Genomic DNA, 16,367 nt, shown 5'->3' with positions numbered 1-16,367 from the left:
TTGATAATTACGCTTTCGCGAAAGCGTAACCCAGCTTATTCATTTCATTTAGGTAAAAATTATCGTCTTATTACCATACACAAAGCATTTATGCTGTGCGTGTAATTTTATAGCTCTTGAGAGTACGATTTTCTCCAGGTCCCTACCTTTTGCAATGAGGTCTGGGATGGTGTGGCTGTGGGTTACACGTATAGTGTCTTGCTCGATGATGGGACCTGCGTCTAGTTCTTCTGTGACGTAGTGACTGGTGGTGCCTATAATTTTTACACCGCGAGCAAAGGCCGCGTGATAAGGTTTTGCACCTACAAAGGCAGGTAAGAAAGAGTGGTGTATGTTTATAATGCGATGTGGAAATTCATTTATTACCGTGGGCGTTACGATTTGCATATAGCGAGCGAGAACAATAAAGTCTACTTGATGTGCTTTGAGTAGTTTAAGCTGTTCTTGCTCTGCAGCAGCTTTGGTGTCTTTTGTCACTGGGATGTGATAAAAAGGAATGCCAAAATTAGCCGCAATATGTGCGAGATCACTATGGTTACTTATGATAAAAGGGATGTCTACGTTAAGCTCTCCAGCGTTGTAGCGGCCTAGTATATCATAGAGGCAGTGATCATATTTTGACACAAAAATGGCCATTTTGAGTTTTTGCGTAGCGGGATAAAGTTGCCATTGCATCTCAAAAGTAGTTGCCAGCTTTTCTCTAAAAGCCGTTTTAAACTGTGCAGTGCTAAAAGATGGATTTGTAAAAACACACTCAAGGCGCATAAAAAATACATTTGCCACCGCATCTACGTGCTGATCTATATAGGTGGTGTTTCCTTCATTTTCTAAAATGAAATTAGTCACCGAGGCGATAATTCCCTTTTGGTCTTTGCAGTGTATAAGTAAGGTAAGATGTGCCATAAGCTTGATTTTCTTACCTCTAAATTGCACATATTATAACGCAAATCACATATAAACTTTCTTTTTTGTGTAATTCATATTCAACTCGCTTTATTATTGAATATTACGTAAATTTACATCGTTATACATACTTAAAATTACAAATGGAACAAGCCACTCCTTATACTCCTAAGCATAAAGTTAGAATAGTAACTGCTGCTTCCCTTTTTGACGGACACGATGCCGCGATAAATATTATGCGCCGTATTATACAAAGTACCGGTGTAGAGGTAATACATTTAGGTCACGACCGTAGTGTAGAAGAAGTAGTAAATACTGCCATACAAGAAGATGCAAATGCCATTGCAATGACCTCTTATCAAGGAGGGCACAATGAGTATTTTAAATATATGTACGACCTTCTTAAAGAGAAAGGTGCGGGACATATTAAAATCTTCGGTGGAGGAGGTGGTGTGATACTTCCAGAAGAAATTAAGGAGCTTATGGATTACGGAATTACTCGTATCTACTCTCCAGATGATGGCCGTGCGATGGGGTTACAGGGGATGATTAATGACCTTGTACAGCAGTCTGATTATGCCATAGGAGATAAGCTAGACAACCAAGCTTCTCAACTTAGTGATAAAGTACCTACGGCTATAGCCAGAGTAATCTCTGCTGCCGAAAACTTTCCAGAGGTTGCAAAAGATACGCTTGATGCAATTCATAAAAAGAATGAATCCTCACTCACACCCGTACTTGGTATTACAGGTACTGGAGGAGCAGGTAAATCTTCACTAGTAGATGAGCTGGTGCGTAGATTTCTTATCGATTTTCCAGAGAAGACCATTGGTCTTATTTCTGTAGATCCTTCTAAGCGTAAAACGGGCGGAGCCTTACTAGGTGACCGTATCCGTATGAATGCGATTAACAATGAGCGTGTGTATATGCGCTCGCTGGCTACCAGACAGAGTAACCTCGCACTATCTAAGTATGTAGGCGAAGCCATAGAAGTACTTAAAGCAGCAGAGTATGATTTAATCATCCTTGAGACATCAGGTATTGGGCAGTCAGATACAGAGATACTAGAGCATAGCGATGTGTCGCTTTATGTGATGACACCAGAATTTGGTGCAGCTACGCAGCTCGAGAAAATAGATATGCTAGACTTTGCAGATCTCGTTGCGATAAACAAATTTGACAAGCGTGGATCGCTAGATGCGCTACGTGATGTTAAGAAACAATATATGCGCAACAATAACTTGTGGGATACACCGCAAGATGAGTTACCAGTTTTTGGAACCATTGCAAGCCAGTTTAACGACCCAGGGATGAACACGCTTTACAAGCGTATAATGGAAAAGGTAAACACGGTAAACGAGGCAGATCTTACGAGTACTTTTGAGATAAGCCAGGAGATGAGTGAGAAGATCTTTGTAATACCTCCAGCGCGTACACGTTACCTGAGCGAGATTGCAGAGAGTAATAGAGGGTATGACGCTTTCGCGAAAGCGCAACAAGAAACAGCACAAACACTTTATGGTATTTATAAAACTATTGAGTCTATTGCCAATTTCACAATTCACATCACTAAAACTGGTCTTAATGACTCCTTTTTGTCAAATAAATCAGAAAATCGAGAAGTATTAAAATTGCTACTTGCACAATTTGACAGAGTAAAAATGGATCTCGATCCGTACAACTGGGAGATTATTACCGGTTGGGACGAGAAAGTAAATAGATACAAAGCGCCTGTGTATACCTTTAAGGTAAGAGACAAGGAGATTAAAATCCCTACGCACAGTGCGTCATTATCACATACAGAAATACCTAAGGTAGCCTTGCCAAAGTATCAAGCTTGGGGAGATATCTTAATCTGGTGTTTACAAGAAAATGTACCGGGAGAATTCCCATACACTGCTGGACTCTATCCTTTTAAACGTACGGGAGAAGATCCTACACGTATGTTTGCAGGAGAAGGAGGACCAGAGCGCACAAACAAGCGTTTTCACTACGTGAGTTTAGGAATGCCGGCTAAGCGATTAAGTACCGCTTTTGACTCGGTAACTTTATATGGTAATGATCCAGGTCACCGTCCAGATATTTATGGTAAGATAGGTAACGCGGGAGTGAGTATTTGCTGTCTTGATGATGCAAAGAAATTGTACTCTGGTTTTGACTTAAGTCACGCTATGACCTCTGTAAGTATGACCATAAACGGACCTGCGCCTATGTTGCTAGGTTTCTTTATGAATGCCGCTATAGATCAAAACTGTGAGAAGTACATTAAAGAAAACGGACTAGAAGCAGAGGTAGAAGCAAAGATTGCAGCTATCTATAAAGGAAAAACACGTCCAGCATACCAAGGTGATCTTCCAGAAGGAAATGATGGTCTAGGGTTAATGTTACTAGGCGTAACAGGTGACCAAGTACTCCCAGCAGACGTGTATAACCGCATAAAAGTAGAGACACTTACACAAGTGCGTGGTACGGTACAAGCAGATATTCTTAAAGAAGATCAAGCGCAGAATACGTGTATCTTCTCTACAGAGTTTGCACTGCGCTTAATGGGTGATGTACAAGAGTACTTTATCGAGCAAAAAGTGCGTAACTTCTATAGTGTGTCTATCTCTGGATATCACATTGCAGAGGCAGGAGCAAATCCTATCACACAACTTGCACTTACATTATCTAACGGATTTACGTATGTAGAGTACTATCTAAGCCGTGGGATGGATATCAATAAATTTGGTCCTAACTTATCGTTCTTTTTCTCAAACGGAATCGATCCAGAATATGCGGTCATAGGTCGTGTTGCTCGTAAGATTTGGGCAAAGGCAATGAAGGAGAAGTATAAAGCAAACTCACGTGCACAGATGCTTAAGTATCACATCCAGACATCTGGGCGTAGCTTACACGCACAAGAGATTGATTTTAACGACATACGTACAACCTTGCAAGCCTTGTATGCGATTTATGATAACTGTAACTCGCTACACACAAATGCTTATGATGAGGCAATCACAACGCCTACAGAAGAGAGTGTACGTCGTGCAATGGCAATACAGCTTATTATCAATAAAGAGCTAGGACTTACTAAAAACGAAAACCCAATACAGGGATCATTTATTATAGAAGAACTTACAGAGCTTGTAGAAGAGGCAGTCTTACTAGAATTTGACAGAATCACAGAGCGTGGTGGTGTACTAGGAGCAATGGAGACAATGTACCAGCGTTCTAAAATACAAGAAGAAAGCTTGTATTATGAAACGCTTAAGCATAACGGTGAGTTCCCTATTATCGGAGTAAACACCTTCTTAAGTTCAAAAGGAAGTCCAACAGTACGCCCAGCAGAAGTAATTAGAGCTACCGAAGAGGAGAAGCAATATCAAATCGAAATGCTAGAAAACCTCCACAAGGAAAAAGCAGATAAGATAGAAGCAGAGCTTGCAAAAATTCAAGATGCAGCGATTAATAACCGCAACATTTTTGAAGAACTTATGGAAGCAACTAAGGTTTGCTCACTAGGACAAATCACAAGTGCGCTCTTTGAAGTAGGAGGGCAGTACAGACGTAATATGTAATATTACGAGATAATAATTATTTAAAAAGGCGACCGTATGGTCGCCTTTTTTGTTTTTGAGTAATCTTGACCTGCTCAATCCTTCCACGGGCCACTTTCTGTGACGGGTATGATCTTATCACCTTTTAATCTAGAAAGCCCTTGATATCCACCTAGCCAGATGGTGCCGGTAGCATCCTCATAAATGGTCTGGATGGCATTGCTTTGTAAGCCATCGTTCTCATTATAGTTGGTAAAGCTATTACCATCGTATTTGTATACCCCAGCATTTTCGGCAGGAAACCAGATGTTTCCTTTTGAGTCTTCAAAAAGACTCCACACTTCTTCTCCTGTAATTGCTCCATCTGTAGTAAAGTTTGTAAACTTAGTTCCATCATAACGGCTCACGCCTTTATGGTGTGTTGCAAACCAGATATTGCCTGTGCGGTCTTCTAGCATATCATTCACATTATTACCTGCGAGACCGTCTTTGGTGCTCAAGGTATCTAGCGTATTGCCATCCCATATAAAAGCACCACCGTTTGAGGCAAACCAAAGCTGTCCTTTTGTATCCTCCATTATGCTATGCACAATGGTCGTACTTGAGACACCACGAGAATTATCTACGCTGGTTTCTGGTAGCGGGAAAGGAGTAAAAGTTGTTCCGTCATAGGTGTTTATGCCACTCAAAGCGCCTATCCATAACGTTCCTTTTGAATCTAGTAACATACTCCAGATATTATTTGCTGTAAGTCCCTGCGCTTCTGCGTAGTTTTTAAAAGTGGGTTTACTGCGAGATGTCGTCGCATTCAAATCATAGCTTACAAGACCTCGATTGGTCCCAAACCAGATGGTACCATTCTTATCCTCCAGAATTGCTCGCACTGCCTCGCCATTAAAACTCTCGTCTAAAGAAAAGTAGTCTACGCTCGTTCCATTATATCTTATCACGCCATCACCATTAGTTCCCATCCATAAGCTCCCTTGAGAATCTTGAAAGATCCTGCGTATAAATTGGCTTAATGGAGGAGGAGCCAAATCAATTACAGTAGGTCCCATTATTGTTTTAGTAGCTGAGGTCGTATCGCTCAAGGCGAAATGGGGAGCTTCATCTATAACAGGGGTTTGTATAGCTTCTTTACAAGAAATGCTAAGCAGTAGCACTATAGAAAATACAATCAAAGTAATTCTGCCGAAAGTCATAGCGATAAATTTAAGTGTGGATACTTAAAAGTAAACTATTCAAATCAATTAGTAAGTGAGATGATTACTGATTGTCTTTTGTCCAGATAGTCTCAAAAGTTTTACACACAATGAGCATACTATCTAGGGCTTCAATCATTTTTGGTTTATTGGATTTTATAAACCCCAAGTGATTCACCTAAAGGCTCTGCTGGGCTTAGGCCACACTCTTCAGCTCTTTCTATACTTTCTGGATCATTGATGTTAATCATTAATTGGTCAGGACAATTGTCATCACTTGAGCAACCTATTACTACAGTTATGATCAATATTATTAACAAGTATTCAAAAGCTTTTTTTATCATATTATTTTTGTTGGGTCTTCTAGAACAAGCTGAACATGGAGAAAATTAAGCTCCTTAAGACTTGCATAATAGCTAATTGGTTTTAGTTTGTGGTCTGGTTTGTTTGGACTAAATATACAATGAATTTTGAAGTTGTGGGCTGCGTGTAATGATTTGAAAGTTGACTGTAAGAAGTACGCTTTCGCGAAAATGTAATAAGTATGAGTGAAGCGAAAAACTAGCTCTCATCGCATTGGCAAACAAAGATTTTAAGTAAGTTTTTGCCATCATAAAATCAGGAAGACCATACCATGAAAACTATAAATCAAGATTAGCTTAAAAGCTTGTGCCTAGCGCAGCCAAAGGAGGTTTGTTTTTTTAGCTTGGTTCTTAGTTGGTAATAGTGCTTAGTTTAGTACCTCTAATTTCCTGATGTCGTAAATGAAAATTTCCTTATCTCTTTTAACCTTAATTTTTATTTTTCCGCTTTTTTCATATTCCCAATTTCCATTATTTATCAATTCACAAAAATCGAATTTTGAAAATTTTGTGAAATCAGTTTTATTTATTTCTAATATTTCGTCTCCAATTTCTAATTTTCCATAAGAACTAGAATTGTTAAATATGACTCCAACAAGTAATTTATTGTCTTTTAAATTTGGCTTAAATCCAAAATCTTCAATAGAATCGTAATCATATTTTTCGATTTTTTTTAGGAATATCTGGTTATTTCTCCAATCTAATATGATGTTAAAATTCTTCAAAAAACCTGTTCCTACAATATTTGAATACTCCCTAAATTGGATGATTTTGTCATTAAGAGATGTATCTCCAATTCTTAAGCTTTTACTTTTTGCATAATAAGTTGTATCAGATTTTGCGATACCACTTACACCATATGTATTTGAACCTTTTGTGAAAGTACTATTTAGGTTTACATCCTCTTTCTTTAATTGGTGATAAAACTTTTTTGGTAAAGTTATTTCTCCATTTGAACCAGTATCAAAAGTTATATTATTAATTTCAGTACCATTCACTAATAAACTAATCAAAGGAGTACTTGATATTTTTGGGTTGAATTTTAATACTTCATAATCACTAGATATATCTAGTTTTGAAATGTTATCTGTTAAAGTAATTGTTTGATTTTTATAATCAATTTTCCAAAAAGCTTCTTTCATAAGGTTAGCACCAATGATACCATCAAGTTTGATACATTCCATTACATCTGAAGAACTCAAATCTTGTACTATTGCTCCAGTATTTAGAAAATTAACTGAACCAATTTTAACATTAGAAAGAGAAACATATTTCTGGTCTGCTGACGTATTCCCCCCTGAATCTCTAACATTTCCTTTTGCTTTTGTCGTTAAGCTCAATTTTTTTGCAAACTCTAATGAAATAATATTTGGAGCTCCTGTGTCAAATAAAAAATTTCCTTTCATTCCGTTTATTTGCACCTCTAGAACTGGTAAACCTGCACGAAATTCAAATGGAGTTGTTATAAAAAAATCTTTCTGTTCAGTTTTTCCAGATTTCATTAATTGTAATTGTTTAAGTGAATTACAACTTGTGAGTAGGATTGCAAATATTAAAATATAATGACTTTTCATAAATTCTAGGTAACAGCCACTACATAAAGCGAATGCAGCTCCCGATAGCTAGCGGGATTGCTGGTTTGCTTTAGTTTATGGTCTTGTTTGTTTGATCTAAATATACAATGAATTTTGGAGTTGTGTGCCGCGCGTAGAGCTTTCAAAGTTGATAGCTATATAGATGTTTTCTAGGAAGCACAAATAGCGTAAGAAAAGCTGTTGTAATCCTTAAATCAGGAAAACCTAAGATGGAAATTATAGATTAAAAACTAGCTTAAAAGCTTGTGCCGAGCGTAGCCGAAGTAGGCTTGTTTTTTAACTCAGTTCTTTGTTGTAGCCAGTTAATTTTTGTTTTCTAATTGTTCCAAAATATAATGTAGAGATGCATTTTCACCATTCAAATATTGTTCAAAAGTCGGTATCACTTTGTAATGAGGTTTTACACCACTTCCAAATGGTAGTTTTGGTTTGACATTCATTAGGAATTGTAAGGCAGGAATACTAATCTCTATCTGAGAATTTGGTAATTTTAATTCTTGGCTATAACCACTTGTGTTTCCTAAATACCCTCCACCTGTTTCTTGTCCTACAAAAGTTGCTAAGTCGTTCGTAAACATCATATTACTAAACTCACTTCCTCCTGAATAGGTGACGGGACTAATTATAATATAAATCTTTCCTTTAAATTTATATTCAGGTTCTTTATTGTAAGCCGTCAATCCGTATCCAATCCATTGTTTTCTTTCGTATGACTTATCTTTCATTTTTTTATTGGCAAATACTCTCTCTAAAAATCCAAAAGTTTTTAAGGTAATTGGCTTGTCAACATCATTGTCTAAAATTGCTTTTTGCGTTTTAGCTTTTACCTTTAAGTATTTTTGATAATTGTCTCCGAAATATGAATAGAGTATCCCTTCATTGCCTTCAGTTCCACCACTGTTTTCGCTTACATCAATGATAAGTGTTTGGATGTTGCGTTCTTTGATACGATTAAAACTATTCCTTAGAAAGGTTTTAAGATTGGTCTCTTTTGATTCCTCTTTAATATCTGAATTAGAAAACGAATGAATGCCCAAGTAGGCCGTTGAGGCATCTAAAAACTTAAATTCTAACAAGTCTTTCTCCTTATCACCTGTGATGACTTTATATCGTGATTTCAGGTTTTTATTTATGGTATCAATGGTCTGAGATTTGATAACCAAAATCTCTTCTGTGTTTTTAAATTTAATTTTAAATTGGCTCAGTTGTCCGTAGAAGTAGAAGTAGTATTTGGAAAGATTAAAACCTTCCAAATCACTATATTTTACAGTTTTTATAAATCCATCAGAAGCAAAGAGATTTCCAATTTTTTCAACTATCTGAATTGGTGTTTCTCCGTTTATAGATTCAATAACTTTACCTTGTAAATCTAATTCTTCAAAGTCTGAGCCATTCTTCACGACATAAAGCTGCTTATCTAAAAAAACGACCGTAAACGGCAAGAATTTTATCTCCTCATTTAATTTTTCACTCACAAATTCAGGTAAATAAATATTAGTGTGGTCTTCTCTTGATAAAGCTACCAAAGGCGCTATTATTTTGTGGAATTCAAGTACGTTTAAATCTGTAGTGATTTTACTCTTAGCCATTTCAAATGCAAAATCTACACTATCCTTTGGTGTGTACCAATACATTCCTGTATGGAATTTGTCTAATCCTTGATAGAGTAGTTCCAGGTCATTCAGTAATTTATCCTTTTTGATTTTGGGAAAATCCCCAAAATCCTGTCCAGATAAAATCTGAACTGATGCCAAAATTATTGTTAAGACTGATATAATTTTTTTCATTCGTAGATTTTCGATAATTAACCACAACAGCCCTCTACATAAAGCGAGTGCGGCTCCTGATAGCTATCGGGATTGCTGGTTTGCTTTAGTATTCGGTCTTGTTTTTTTGATCTAAATATACAATGAATTACGGTGTTACTTGATTCACATAGAGAATTCACATTTATAAATGACAATCACATTTTCGCGAAAGCGTTAAAAATTAATAATAACAAGGGCTTCTCTGCAATAAAGAAGCCCTTGTTGAAATTTTGTTGTGTGATGATGCTATAAGAAACGGTTTGCTATAGTTTAATCTTAAATCCTCCATTAATCACAAAGCCATCTACGGGAGCATAAATGTCTCTAAACTCAGGATTAGTAACGCTTCCTGTAAAAATAGTGTCAAATTTAGTCTGTCTCGTATCACCAAAATTTTCAAAATTGATAAAGACCGAAAAATTTTCCCAGAGCTTTTCTACCATAAACCCAAATAGCCAGTACTGCTGCCCGGTGCTACCATCATTTAACTGCTGTGGGCTAAAATAGTAAGCCTCCAGACCCATTTTGAGTTTTTCTTCTACTTCATACATAAGTACATTATTGAGCCTATGTTTTGATACTAGAGGAAAGGTACTAGTGGTTCCTTCAATTTGCTGATTTACATCTGCCAGTGTATACCCTATAAATAGGGCGAGGTCATTATAAGAAAGTTTTACGTTTGTTTCTATTCCCTGCGTTGCAATACGACCATCAGGTTGCTCAAACTGATAAAAAGAGTTATCCTGTGGTACGAGCACAAGCGGATCTTGTATTTGTGTATAAAAAAGCAAGGTGTTTATGCTAAAGGACAGATTATCTGTAAGCGGTGTTTTATAGTTAATATCAAAATTTGCACCTATACTTTGCTCTGCTTCTGTATTTGCTACATCTATAGGTAGCACATTTTGAAACTGTATACGCTCTGCGTCTTCGGTAAAAACGGTAGGTGTTTTGTACCCAAGACCACCACCTAGACGTAGTGATAGCTTGGGGTTAACACGCATAAGCGCAGATACCCTAGGTAAAACAAAGAGGCCATATTCGTTCTGATAATCTGTTCTTAAGCCAGACTCAAGCACAAACTGCTCATTAATATCCCAAGTGTTTTGCACAAATAGGCCAGCCGTAGTATGGCTATAATCTACTACATCTAGTATCCCTTCTTGATCCTGAGTAAAAGAATCTGTCCATAAATTAGCACCAAAAACCCACTCAGAATCACCAGAAATCGTGGTGTAAGTACCCTCTGTAAAGGTCGAAATTTGTGCTCCAGAAAATGTAAAGTCAGGTATCTCAATACTACGGTCATAAAAGCTTACACTATTTTTAAATGCCAGTGAGCGATTATCATCCAGACGATGATCTAAGCCTAGTTGCGAACTAAGACGTGTAGTCTCATTTCTTTCAAAAAAGCGGTTAGGTAAGTTCTCACCTTCTTCTATAAAAGTAATATCACCACCTACACGATCTTCGAGAATACTATTAAAGCCTATAACGGCATCTGTTTTATCAGATAGCGTGACAAAGAGTTTTGGGTTAAGTGTATATCTCGTAAACTTAGGGATGGCTGTAAGGCCTATATTTGCTGGATCATAAGGAGTTCCTACGTTATATGAGGCAAATATAGTCGTCCCTACTTTATCAAATTGCTCTGCATAAAACCCACTTACGTCTAGGCCTAAGGCAGAAGTTCCATTTACCATAAAACTAAGCTCTCGCTCATCTGTAGGTTTTTTAGACACAAGATTTACTAGACCTGCAATTGCCCCACCGCCATATAGGGTGGAAGAAGCACCTTTAATTACTTCAACCTGTTTGAGATCTAAAGGTGCAATTTGCATTAAACTCAACCCTCCAGAAAATCCCGCATATAGAGGAAAACCATCTCGCAATATCTGCGTGTATTTACCATCTAGTCCTTGTATACGTATACTTGAATTATATGAAGTAGCAGAGGTTTGTTGTGTTTGTATACCTGTACTCTCGTTAAGCATCATACGTATATCACCAGGTTTCATATTCCCTTTTTCTTCTAGTTCTTCACCAGAGATAGCCTCCATACGTGTGGGAATATTGTAAATGGTGCGCTTTGATCTAGTAGACGCAATTACCACCTCTTCTAGCGACTCATCATCACTCTTAGTAAGTAATATTTCTAAGGGAGAAGTTGAGGTAAGCGGGAAGGTTTTAGTAAGGCGGTAGGTCTCATAGCCAAGATAGCTTATGACTACAGTTTGCCTTCCGCTGGCAATATTTTTAATTTCTAATAATCCCTTGTTATTTGTTATTGCGCCATTTGTAGTACCTTCTACTATAGCGGTTGCGTCTATGAGTGCTTCCTTAGTGTCTTTATCAAGTACTCGCGCGTTAAATGTGTGTTGCCCCAGCATTGCAGATGCATATAGCATTGCAAGCAGTGGCAATATGAATGTTTTCATAATGTCTCTTATAAGTTTATGATAGGTAGACCACTCCATAATAATGTGGAGCAGCGATTTTATGCGATGCAGCAAAGCGCTGCTATTAACTTAGTTTTGGCGGTTGCCATATAGATGCAGCAAAGTAATCTGTGTACGAGGGTTTATAAGTCACCCTAGTTTTTACGGCAATAGGTGTAAGTTCTTTAAGCTCAAAAGCCGATTTTAACATCACAAAACCCGTACAACTTCCGCAAGTTAAAAATGGAGAGCAGCTCCCCTCAGAGCTATAATCATCGTGATCACTGTGATTAAGATCACACTGTGTTGTTGCTAGCTCATCATCACAGGCATCCTCACAACACGATGGCATCGTGGAGAGAAAGAGTACTAAAAATGATAATAGATAACAAGCTGTTTTCATTACAACAAAGATATAAAACTCTCAAAGTATAGTTTATAAAAAGTTGTTTAAGTACGCTTTCGCGAAAGCGCAACCCAAGTATAAGAAGTGAAGAGCATTTGTTATAGTAGCATACAAGAACTTAAAGCACGTCTTATCCATCATAAAATCAGGAAAACCTAAGATGAAAATTATAGATTAAAACTAGCTTAAAATCTTGTGCTGACCGCAGCCGAAGTAGGCTCGTTTTTTAACTCAGTTCTTTGTTAATGTTGAGTCGCCATGTATATTTGAAACTAAAAGGTGCAATCATAGTTGATTAGTGTGTTATCATCAATGACGTTTATAATTTGCTCATATTCTTCTTGACTGTCATCTAGGCAGAGATAATCAATAAAAGGATAATTAGAATTCCCTACAGCACCTATGTCATTTACTAAAAGGGTATTAAGAACCGATCCGTTTTTTAATATTAAATTTTCAATATAATTTTCTGAGATGTTAAGATACTCTAATTGAGTTAGACAGTGAAAGTCAAAAATATTTGGTTCGCCGCCTTCTAAATATTGCATGTCTAATTTTTTTAGGGAAGGAATCTCGCAAAAATCAGTAATTAGGAAGCTATTTACTATGCTAAGATCAGAAAGATTAGGACAGTTATTCATGTTTATCTCTGTAAAATGAATTGGATATTCCCAGTCATCAGGGGAGACTAGAAAACTAGGTCTGTTATAGGAAAGGTCTAAATTGGTTAAGTTTTCTAGACCCTCTAAATTGATAGAAGAACAAAAATCTGTGTATAGATAATTAACTTTCAAAGTCTCTAATTTTCTTAAATCTGAAAAATCATATACTATTCGTTCTGAACTAGTATTCTCAACAAAACCGTCTGATGTGGTGTACGATAACTCTAAATACTTAAGATTTTTGAAATATTTAATTTCTCTCAAATCAATAGACCTAACGATTTTATAAAAGTCCATTTTAAGTATTAAACTTTCTACAGATTCCACCTCGCTTATTTGAAATTTTCCATCATTGTTTAAATCCAAATCAATATCTCCAATTTGGTTAATATTTGTATCAACACAATTTGTATTTAAAAGAGCGTATTTGAAATTAGGATCAGAAATTTCTAAAACTTCTTCTTCTATTTCTATTATTTCCTCAAGTTCTTCTGGAGAGTCTCCTGGTTCACACGAATAAATAAATGCTACTAGGATAAACACCAAAAACTTCAATATTTTTTTCATTGTGATATTTCTAATTGGTTACTATTTGAACAACCTACATTCTTTAGAGTAAATGCCAAAAGATAACTCTTAAAGCGAGTGCGGCTCCCGATAGCTATCGGGATTGCTAGTTTGCTTTAATTTGCGGTCTTGTTTGTTTGATCTAAATATACAATGAATTTTGGAGTTGCTGCTGTACGTAGCACATTCAAAGTTGGCTATTACGCTTTCGCGAAAGTGTAACCAAGTATAAAAAGTGAAGAGCATTTGTAATAGTAGCAAGCAAGGACTCAAAGCAAGCCTTAGCCATCATAAAATCAGGAAGACCCTACGCCGAAAACTATAGATTAAAATTAGCTTAAAAGCCTGTACTGACCGCAGCCAAAGTAGGCTTTTTTTAACTCAGTTCTTTGTTAGTCACTAGATTTTCCTTTTAGATAAGTTTCTGGTGTCAAAATAGCTAACTCACTCTTTTTAAAATCTTTTAAGTTTCTTGTTAAAACAATCTTTATTTGACCATTTTGTATGGCGGAAAAGTTTTGCAATGCATCTTCAAAATCTTTAAATTGAGAGTTTAATGCATCCAAGACAGCATTTTTATCCATTTTAATAATATCAATTATATTCAGAAGTTGTTTAATCTTTTCAACTATAATATCATGCTTTGCAGTTTTTCTGAGTAAATAATAAACATTAGAAATTATAACTGGTGTTGTATATCCTTTTATTTCTTTTTCAGCGCAAAGGTTTAAAATTCCTGCTGAATATTCGGCGAATGGTTTTCTATCAAAAAAGAAATCGAGTAAAACATCAGTATCAATTAGAACTTTATCCATTTAAATATATTTTTTTTCTAATCGATTTTTAAGCTCTTTTCTATAATCCATATCTTTAGGCATCTTGAAAGAACCTCTTAGAGATTCTACCGCAGGATTAAGCTTTTTGCTTTTGTTTTTCCGTTCTTCTTTGGTGAGTGTTTTTAAATAGTTTTCGATAATATCTGATAAACTGCGATTTTTTTCTTTCGCATAGTTTTTAGCTCTTTCAATTATTTCTCTTTCTATTGTTAATGTCAACTTTGTGTTCATAATAATCAGTTTATGAGTTACTGTTCACAAAGTTACAAAATAGCTATTGAATACGTGTAAATATTTATATTTAAACACGTGCTGTTAACTTGTAGCTAACAGGCCACTGCATAAAGCGAGTTGGGCTCCCGATAGCTATCGGGATTGCTGGTTTGCTTTAATTTGCGGTCTTGTTTGTTTGATCTAAATATACAATGAATTTTGGAGTTGTGCGCCGCGCGTAGAGCTTTCAAACTTGCCTCCGACGAGCGCAGCGAGAGGAAGGCACAACATTCGCTTTATGCTGTAGTTCATGCATCCGACGAGTGACATACGAGCGAGAGGAATACACAGGCTGCAACTACGTGTGAGCTTTCTATAATTGAGATGTATGCCCTAGGCATTTTTGAGTAGTGGCCTGTGGACGGCTGATTGGTAGGGTGGGAGCTTTAAAATCCTAGCGGATATACTCCTTACTCAATCTATACCCAAATCTTAGATATTTCAACGACTTTTGAGATGTTCTGATTTTGAAGAGGAGCCATACGATGGCGGGAATTTACAAATATGCTACTGCTTTGGATGTGGCTTATCTTGAGATGAAAAACATGTCCTTTGGCAATCAGCCGTCCACGGTCTTGTATAAGATTAGTTGCGTGTTTAAGTACCTAATTTAGCAAATACAAACCAGATAGAAAATCCGCGAGGATTTTCGTAAGTAGGCTTGCACAAGCAATTAATTTTATACGGTGTTGGCAACTGGCTTTTTTGTTCGTGTTCTTTTATTTCTTACAATGAGGATTGCAACAATTATATTTGGAATCCAACATAACCAAGAAACTATTCTATAAGCACCAATGAATTCGCCCATTATTCCTGTCAATACGGGAAGCCAAATTCTTAAGGTTACCGCTGCAAAGCAAGCTGCATAACTAAAAATCATAAATTTTTCGTGTAATTCAACATTTCCATTTTTAACTGCTTTAAAACCTAGAATAGTTGTGCTTAACCAGATTATTCCCAATGTGAAAAAGCCAAGTATACTGATAATTCCACCTGTCGCGTATAATGCAATAAAAAGCCCACAAACTCCACTTATTAAAACAGAAACCACATATATTTTTCCAATTGTTCTATGTATTTTAATATTCTTTCTTCTCAACTTTTTACTAAACTGTAACCATCCGATTAATAGTGCAAGTCCTCCGAGAAGTATATGTCCATAAAATGCAATATTCCATACGCTGTCACTTAAAAGTTCTGCTGACTTTGATGCTAATAGCCCAAATCGCCTGTCAATCAAAAAGTAAATACTAGGATATAGACCAACAAGCGTGGATAAAATTCCAATTATAAACCAAGAAGCTTTTTTCATTTTTCAATAGTTTTCTGAAATGTTACAGTGCTTTTAGCTTGTTGCCAACAGGCCACTGCATAAAGCGAGTGCGGCATTTTGCTGGATAGCCTGTATTTATTTGTTTATTAATTGATTGTCTAAATATACAGTTATTTGTGGATCTGTCGCCGCGCGTAGAGCTTTCAAAAATGTCTCATTCGCTTTATGCTGTAGTTGTGGCTGGTTGCAACCACGTTTCGAGGTTTCTATGCTTTAGATGATTTCTCTAGACATTTTTGAGTCCTGCCTCCGACGAGCATAGCGAGAGGAAGGCATTAAAGAACCGCTTAGCCACCCCAAATCGTTTATCAATAGAGAGCACCAAGAGCTTTAAAATCCTAGCGGATTTACTCCTTACTCGATCTATACCTAACTCTTCGATACTTCAACGATTTTTGAGGTGTTCTGATTTTGAAGCGGAGCCATACGACGGCGGGAAT

Annotated in this window: 12 protein-coding genes; 1 reads left to right on the top strand and 11 read right to left on the bottom strand. The window is 36.6% G+C overall.

Going from position 1 to position 16,367, the window contains the following annotated elements; all coding sequences use genetic code 11:
* Positions 1 to 48: 48 nt before the first annotated feature.
* Complete coding sequence (purU, locus tag D017_RS00095; RefSeq protein ID WP_035337724.1) at positions 49 to 903, bottom strand: formyltetrahydrofolate deformylase; 855 nt, start codon at positions 901 to 903, stop codon at positions 49 to 51.
* Positions 904 to 1,046: 143 nt separating this feature from the next.
* On the opposite strand from purU, the gene D017_RS00090 reads away from it, so the two are divergent.
* A complete protein-coding gene (locus D017_RS00090; RefSeq protein ID WP_035333969.1) occupies positions 1,047 to 4,466 on the top strand; it encodes a methylmalonyl-CoA mutase family protein in 3,420 nt (1,139 codons plus the stop codon).
* A gap of 74 nt (positions 4,467 to 4,540) precedes the next feature.
* Here D017_RS00090 and D017_RS00085 read toward each other — a convergent pair whose 3' ends face one another.
* The 10 genes from D017_RS00085 to D017_RS00040 form a co-directional block, all read right to left on the bottom strand.
* Positions 4,541 to 5,647, bottom strand: a complete 1,107-nt coding sequence (locus D017_RS00085; RefSeq protein ID WP_081804607.1) for a two-component regulator propeller domain-containing protein — start codon at positions 5,645 to 5,647, stop codon at positions 4,541 to 4,543.
* A 146-nt stretch (positions 5,648 to 5,793) separates the two neighbouring features.
* Positions 5,794 to 5,991, bottom strand: coding sequence for a hypothetical protein (locus D017_RS00080; RefSeq protein WP_035333967.1), 198 nt, complete (start codon positions 5,989 to 5,991; stop codon positions 5,794 to 5,796).
* Positions 5,992 to 6,377: 386 nt separating this feature from the next.
* Positions 6,378 to 7,511: an aspartyl protease family protein gene (locus D017_RS00075; RefSeq protein ID WP_035333966.1), complete on the bottom strand. Its 1,134-nt coding sequence runs from the start codon at positions 7,509 to 7,511 to the stop codon at positions 6,378 to 6,380.
* 395 nt (positions 7,512 to 7,906) lie between these two features.
* Positions 7,907 to 9,391, bottom strand: a complete 1,485-nt coding sequence (locus D017_RS00070) for a S41 family peptidase (protein WP_081804605.1) — start codon at positions 9,389 to 9,391, stop codon at positions 7,907 to 7,909.
* 284 nt (positions 9,392 to 9,675) lie between these two features.
* On the bottom strand, positions 9,676 to 11,850 hold the full coding sequence (locus tag D017_RS00065; protein WP_035337720.1) for a TonB-dependent receptor: 2,175 nt from the start codon (positions 11,848 to 11,850) through the stop codon (positions 9,676 to 9,678).
* Positions 11,851 to 11,935: 85 nt separating this feature from the next.
* Positions 11,936 to 12,253, bottom strand: coding sequence for a hypothetical protein (locus D017_RS14860; RefSeq protein ID WP_051583747.1), 318 nt, complete (start codon positions 12,251 to 12,253; stop codon positions 11,936 to 11,938).
* A gap of 275 nt (positions 12,254 to 12,528) precedes the next feature.
* On the bottom strand, positions 12,529 to 13,485 hold the full coding sequence (locus D017_RS00055; RefSeq protein WP_035333963.1) for a hypothetical protein: 957 nt from the start codon (positions 13,483 to 13,485) through the stop codon (positions 12,529 to 12,531).
* Positions 13,486 to 13,877: 392 nt separating this feature from the next.
* Positions 13,878 to 14,300, bottom strand: coding sequence for a PIN domain-containing protein (locus D017_RS00050; RefSeq protein WP_035333962.1), 423 nt, complete (start codon positions 14,298 to 14,300; stop codon positions 13,878 to 13,880).
* Positions 14,301 to 14,552: a DUF6364 family protein gene (locus D017_RS00045; RefSeq protein WP_035333961.1), complete on the bottom strand. Its 252-nt coding sequence runs from the start codon at positions 14,550 to 14,552 to the stop codon at positions 14,301 to 14,303.
* Between the two features lie 721 nt (positions 14,553 to 15,273).
* Positions 15,274 to 15,906: a DUF2306 domain-containing protein gene (locus D017_RS00040; RefSeq protein WP_035333960.1), complete on the bottom strand. Its 633-nt coding sequence runs from the start codon at positions 15,904 to 15,906 to the stop codon at positions 15,274 to 15,276.
* Positions 15,907 to 16,367: the final 461 nt, after the last annotated feature.

It is taken from the genome of Dokdonia sp. PRO95, assembly GCF_000355805.1.
In the GTDB taxonomy this organism is placed as follows: domain Bacteria; phylum Bacteroidota; class Bacteroidia; order Flavobacteriales; family Flavobacteriaceae; genus Dokdonia.
The sequence above is the reverse complement of the archived record's forward strand: the minus strand, read 5'-3'. Positions and strand labels throughout refer to the sequence as shown.

What these genes read in the sequence shown, in the direction of transcription:
- purU (WP_035337724.1), bottom strand. Translation starts at nt 903, where the DNA reads ATGGCACATCTTACCTTACTTATACACTGCAAAGACCAAAAGGGAATT.
- D017_RS00090 (WP_035333969.1), top strand. Translation starts at nt 1,047, where the DNA reads ATGGAACAAGCCACTCCTTATACTCCTAAGCATAAAGTTAGAATAGTA.
- D017_RS00085 (WP_081804607.1), bottom strand. Translation starts at nt 5,647, where the DNA reads ATGACTTTCGGCAGAATTACTTTGATTGTATTTTCTATAGTGCTACTG.
- D017_RS00080 (WP_035333967.1), bottom strand. Translation starts at nt 5,991, where the DNA reads ATGATAAAAAAAGCTTTTGAATACTTGTTAATAATATTGATCATAACT.
- D017_RS00075 (WP_035333966.1), bottom strand. Translation starts at nt 7,511, where the DNA reads ATGAAATCTGGAAAAACTGAACAGAAAGATTTTTTTATAACAACTCCA.
- D017_RS00070 (WP_081804605.1), bottom strand. Translation starts at nt 9,391, where the DNA reads ATGAAAAAAATTATATCAGTCTTAACAATAATTTTGGCATCAGTTCAG.
- D017_RS00065 (WP_035337720.1), bottom strand. Translation starts at nt 11,850, where the DNA reads ATGAAAACATTCATATTGCCACTGCTTGCAATGCTATATGCATCTGCA.
- D017_RS14860 (WP_051583747.1), bottom strand. Translation starts at nt 12,253, where the DNA reads ATGAAAACAGCTTGTTATCTATTATCATTTTTAGTACTCTTTCTCTCC.
- D017_RS00055 (WP_035333963.1), bottom strand. Translation starts at nt 13,485, where the DNA reads ATGAAAAAAATATTGAAGTTTTTGGTGTTTATCCTAGTAGCATTTATT.
- D017_RS00050 (WP_035333962.1), bottom strand. Translation starts at nt 14,300, where the DNA reads ATGGATAAAGTTCTAATTGATACTGATGTTTTACTCGATTTCTTTTTT.
- D017_RS00045 (WP_035333961.1), bottom strand. Translation starts at nt 14,552, where the DNA reads ATGAACACAAAGTTGACATTAACAATAGAAAGAGAAATAATTGAAAGA.
- D017_RS00040 (WP_035333960.1), bottom strand. Translation starts at nt 15,906, where the DNA reads ATGAAAAAAGCTTCTTGGTTTATAATTGGAATTTTATCCACGCTTGTT.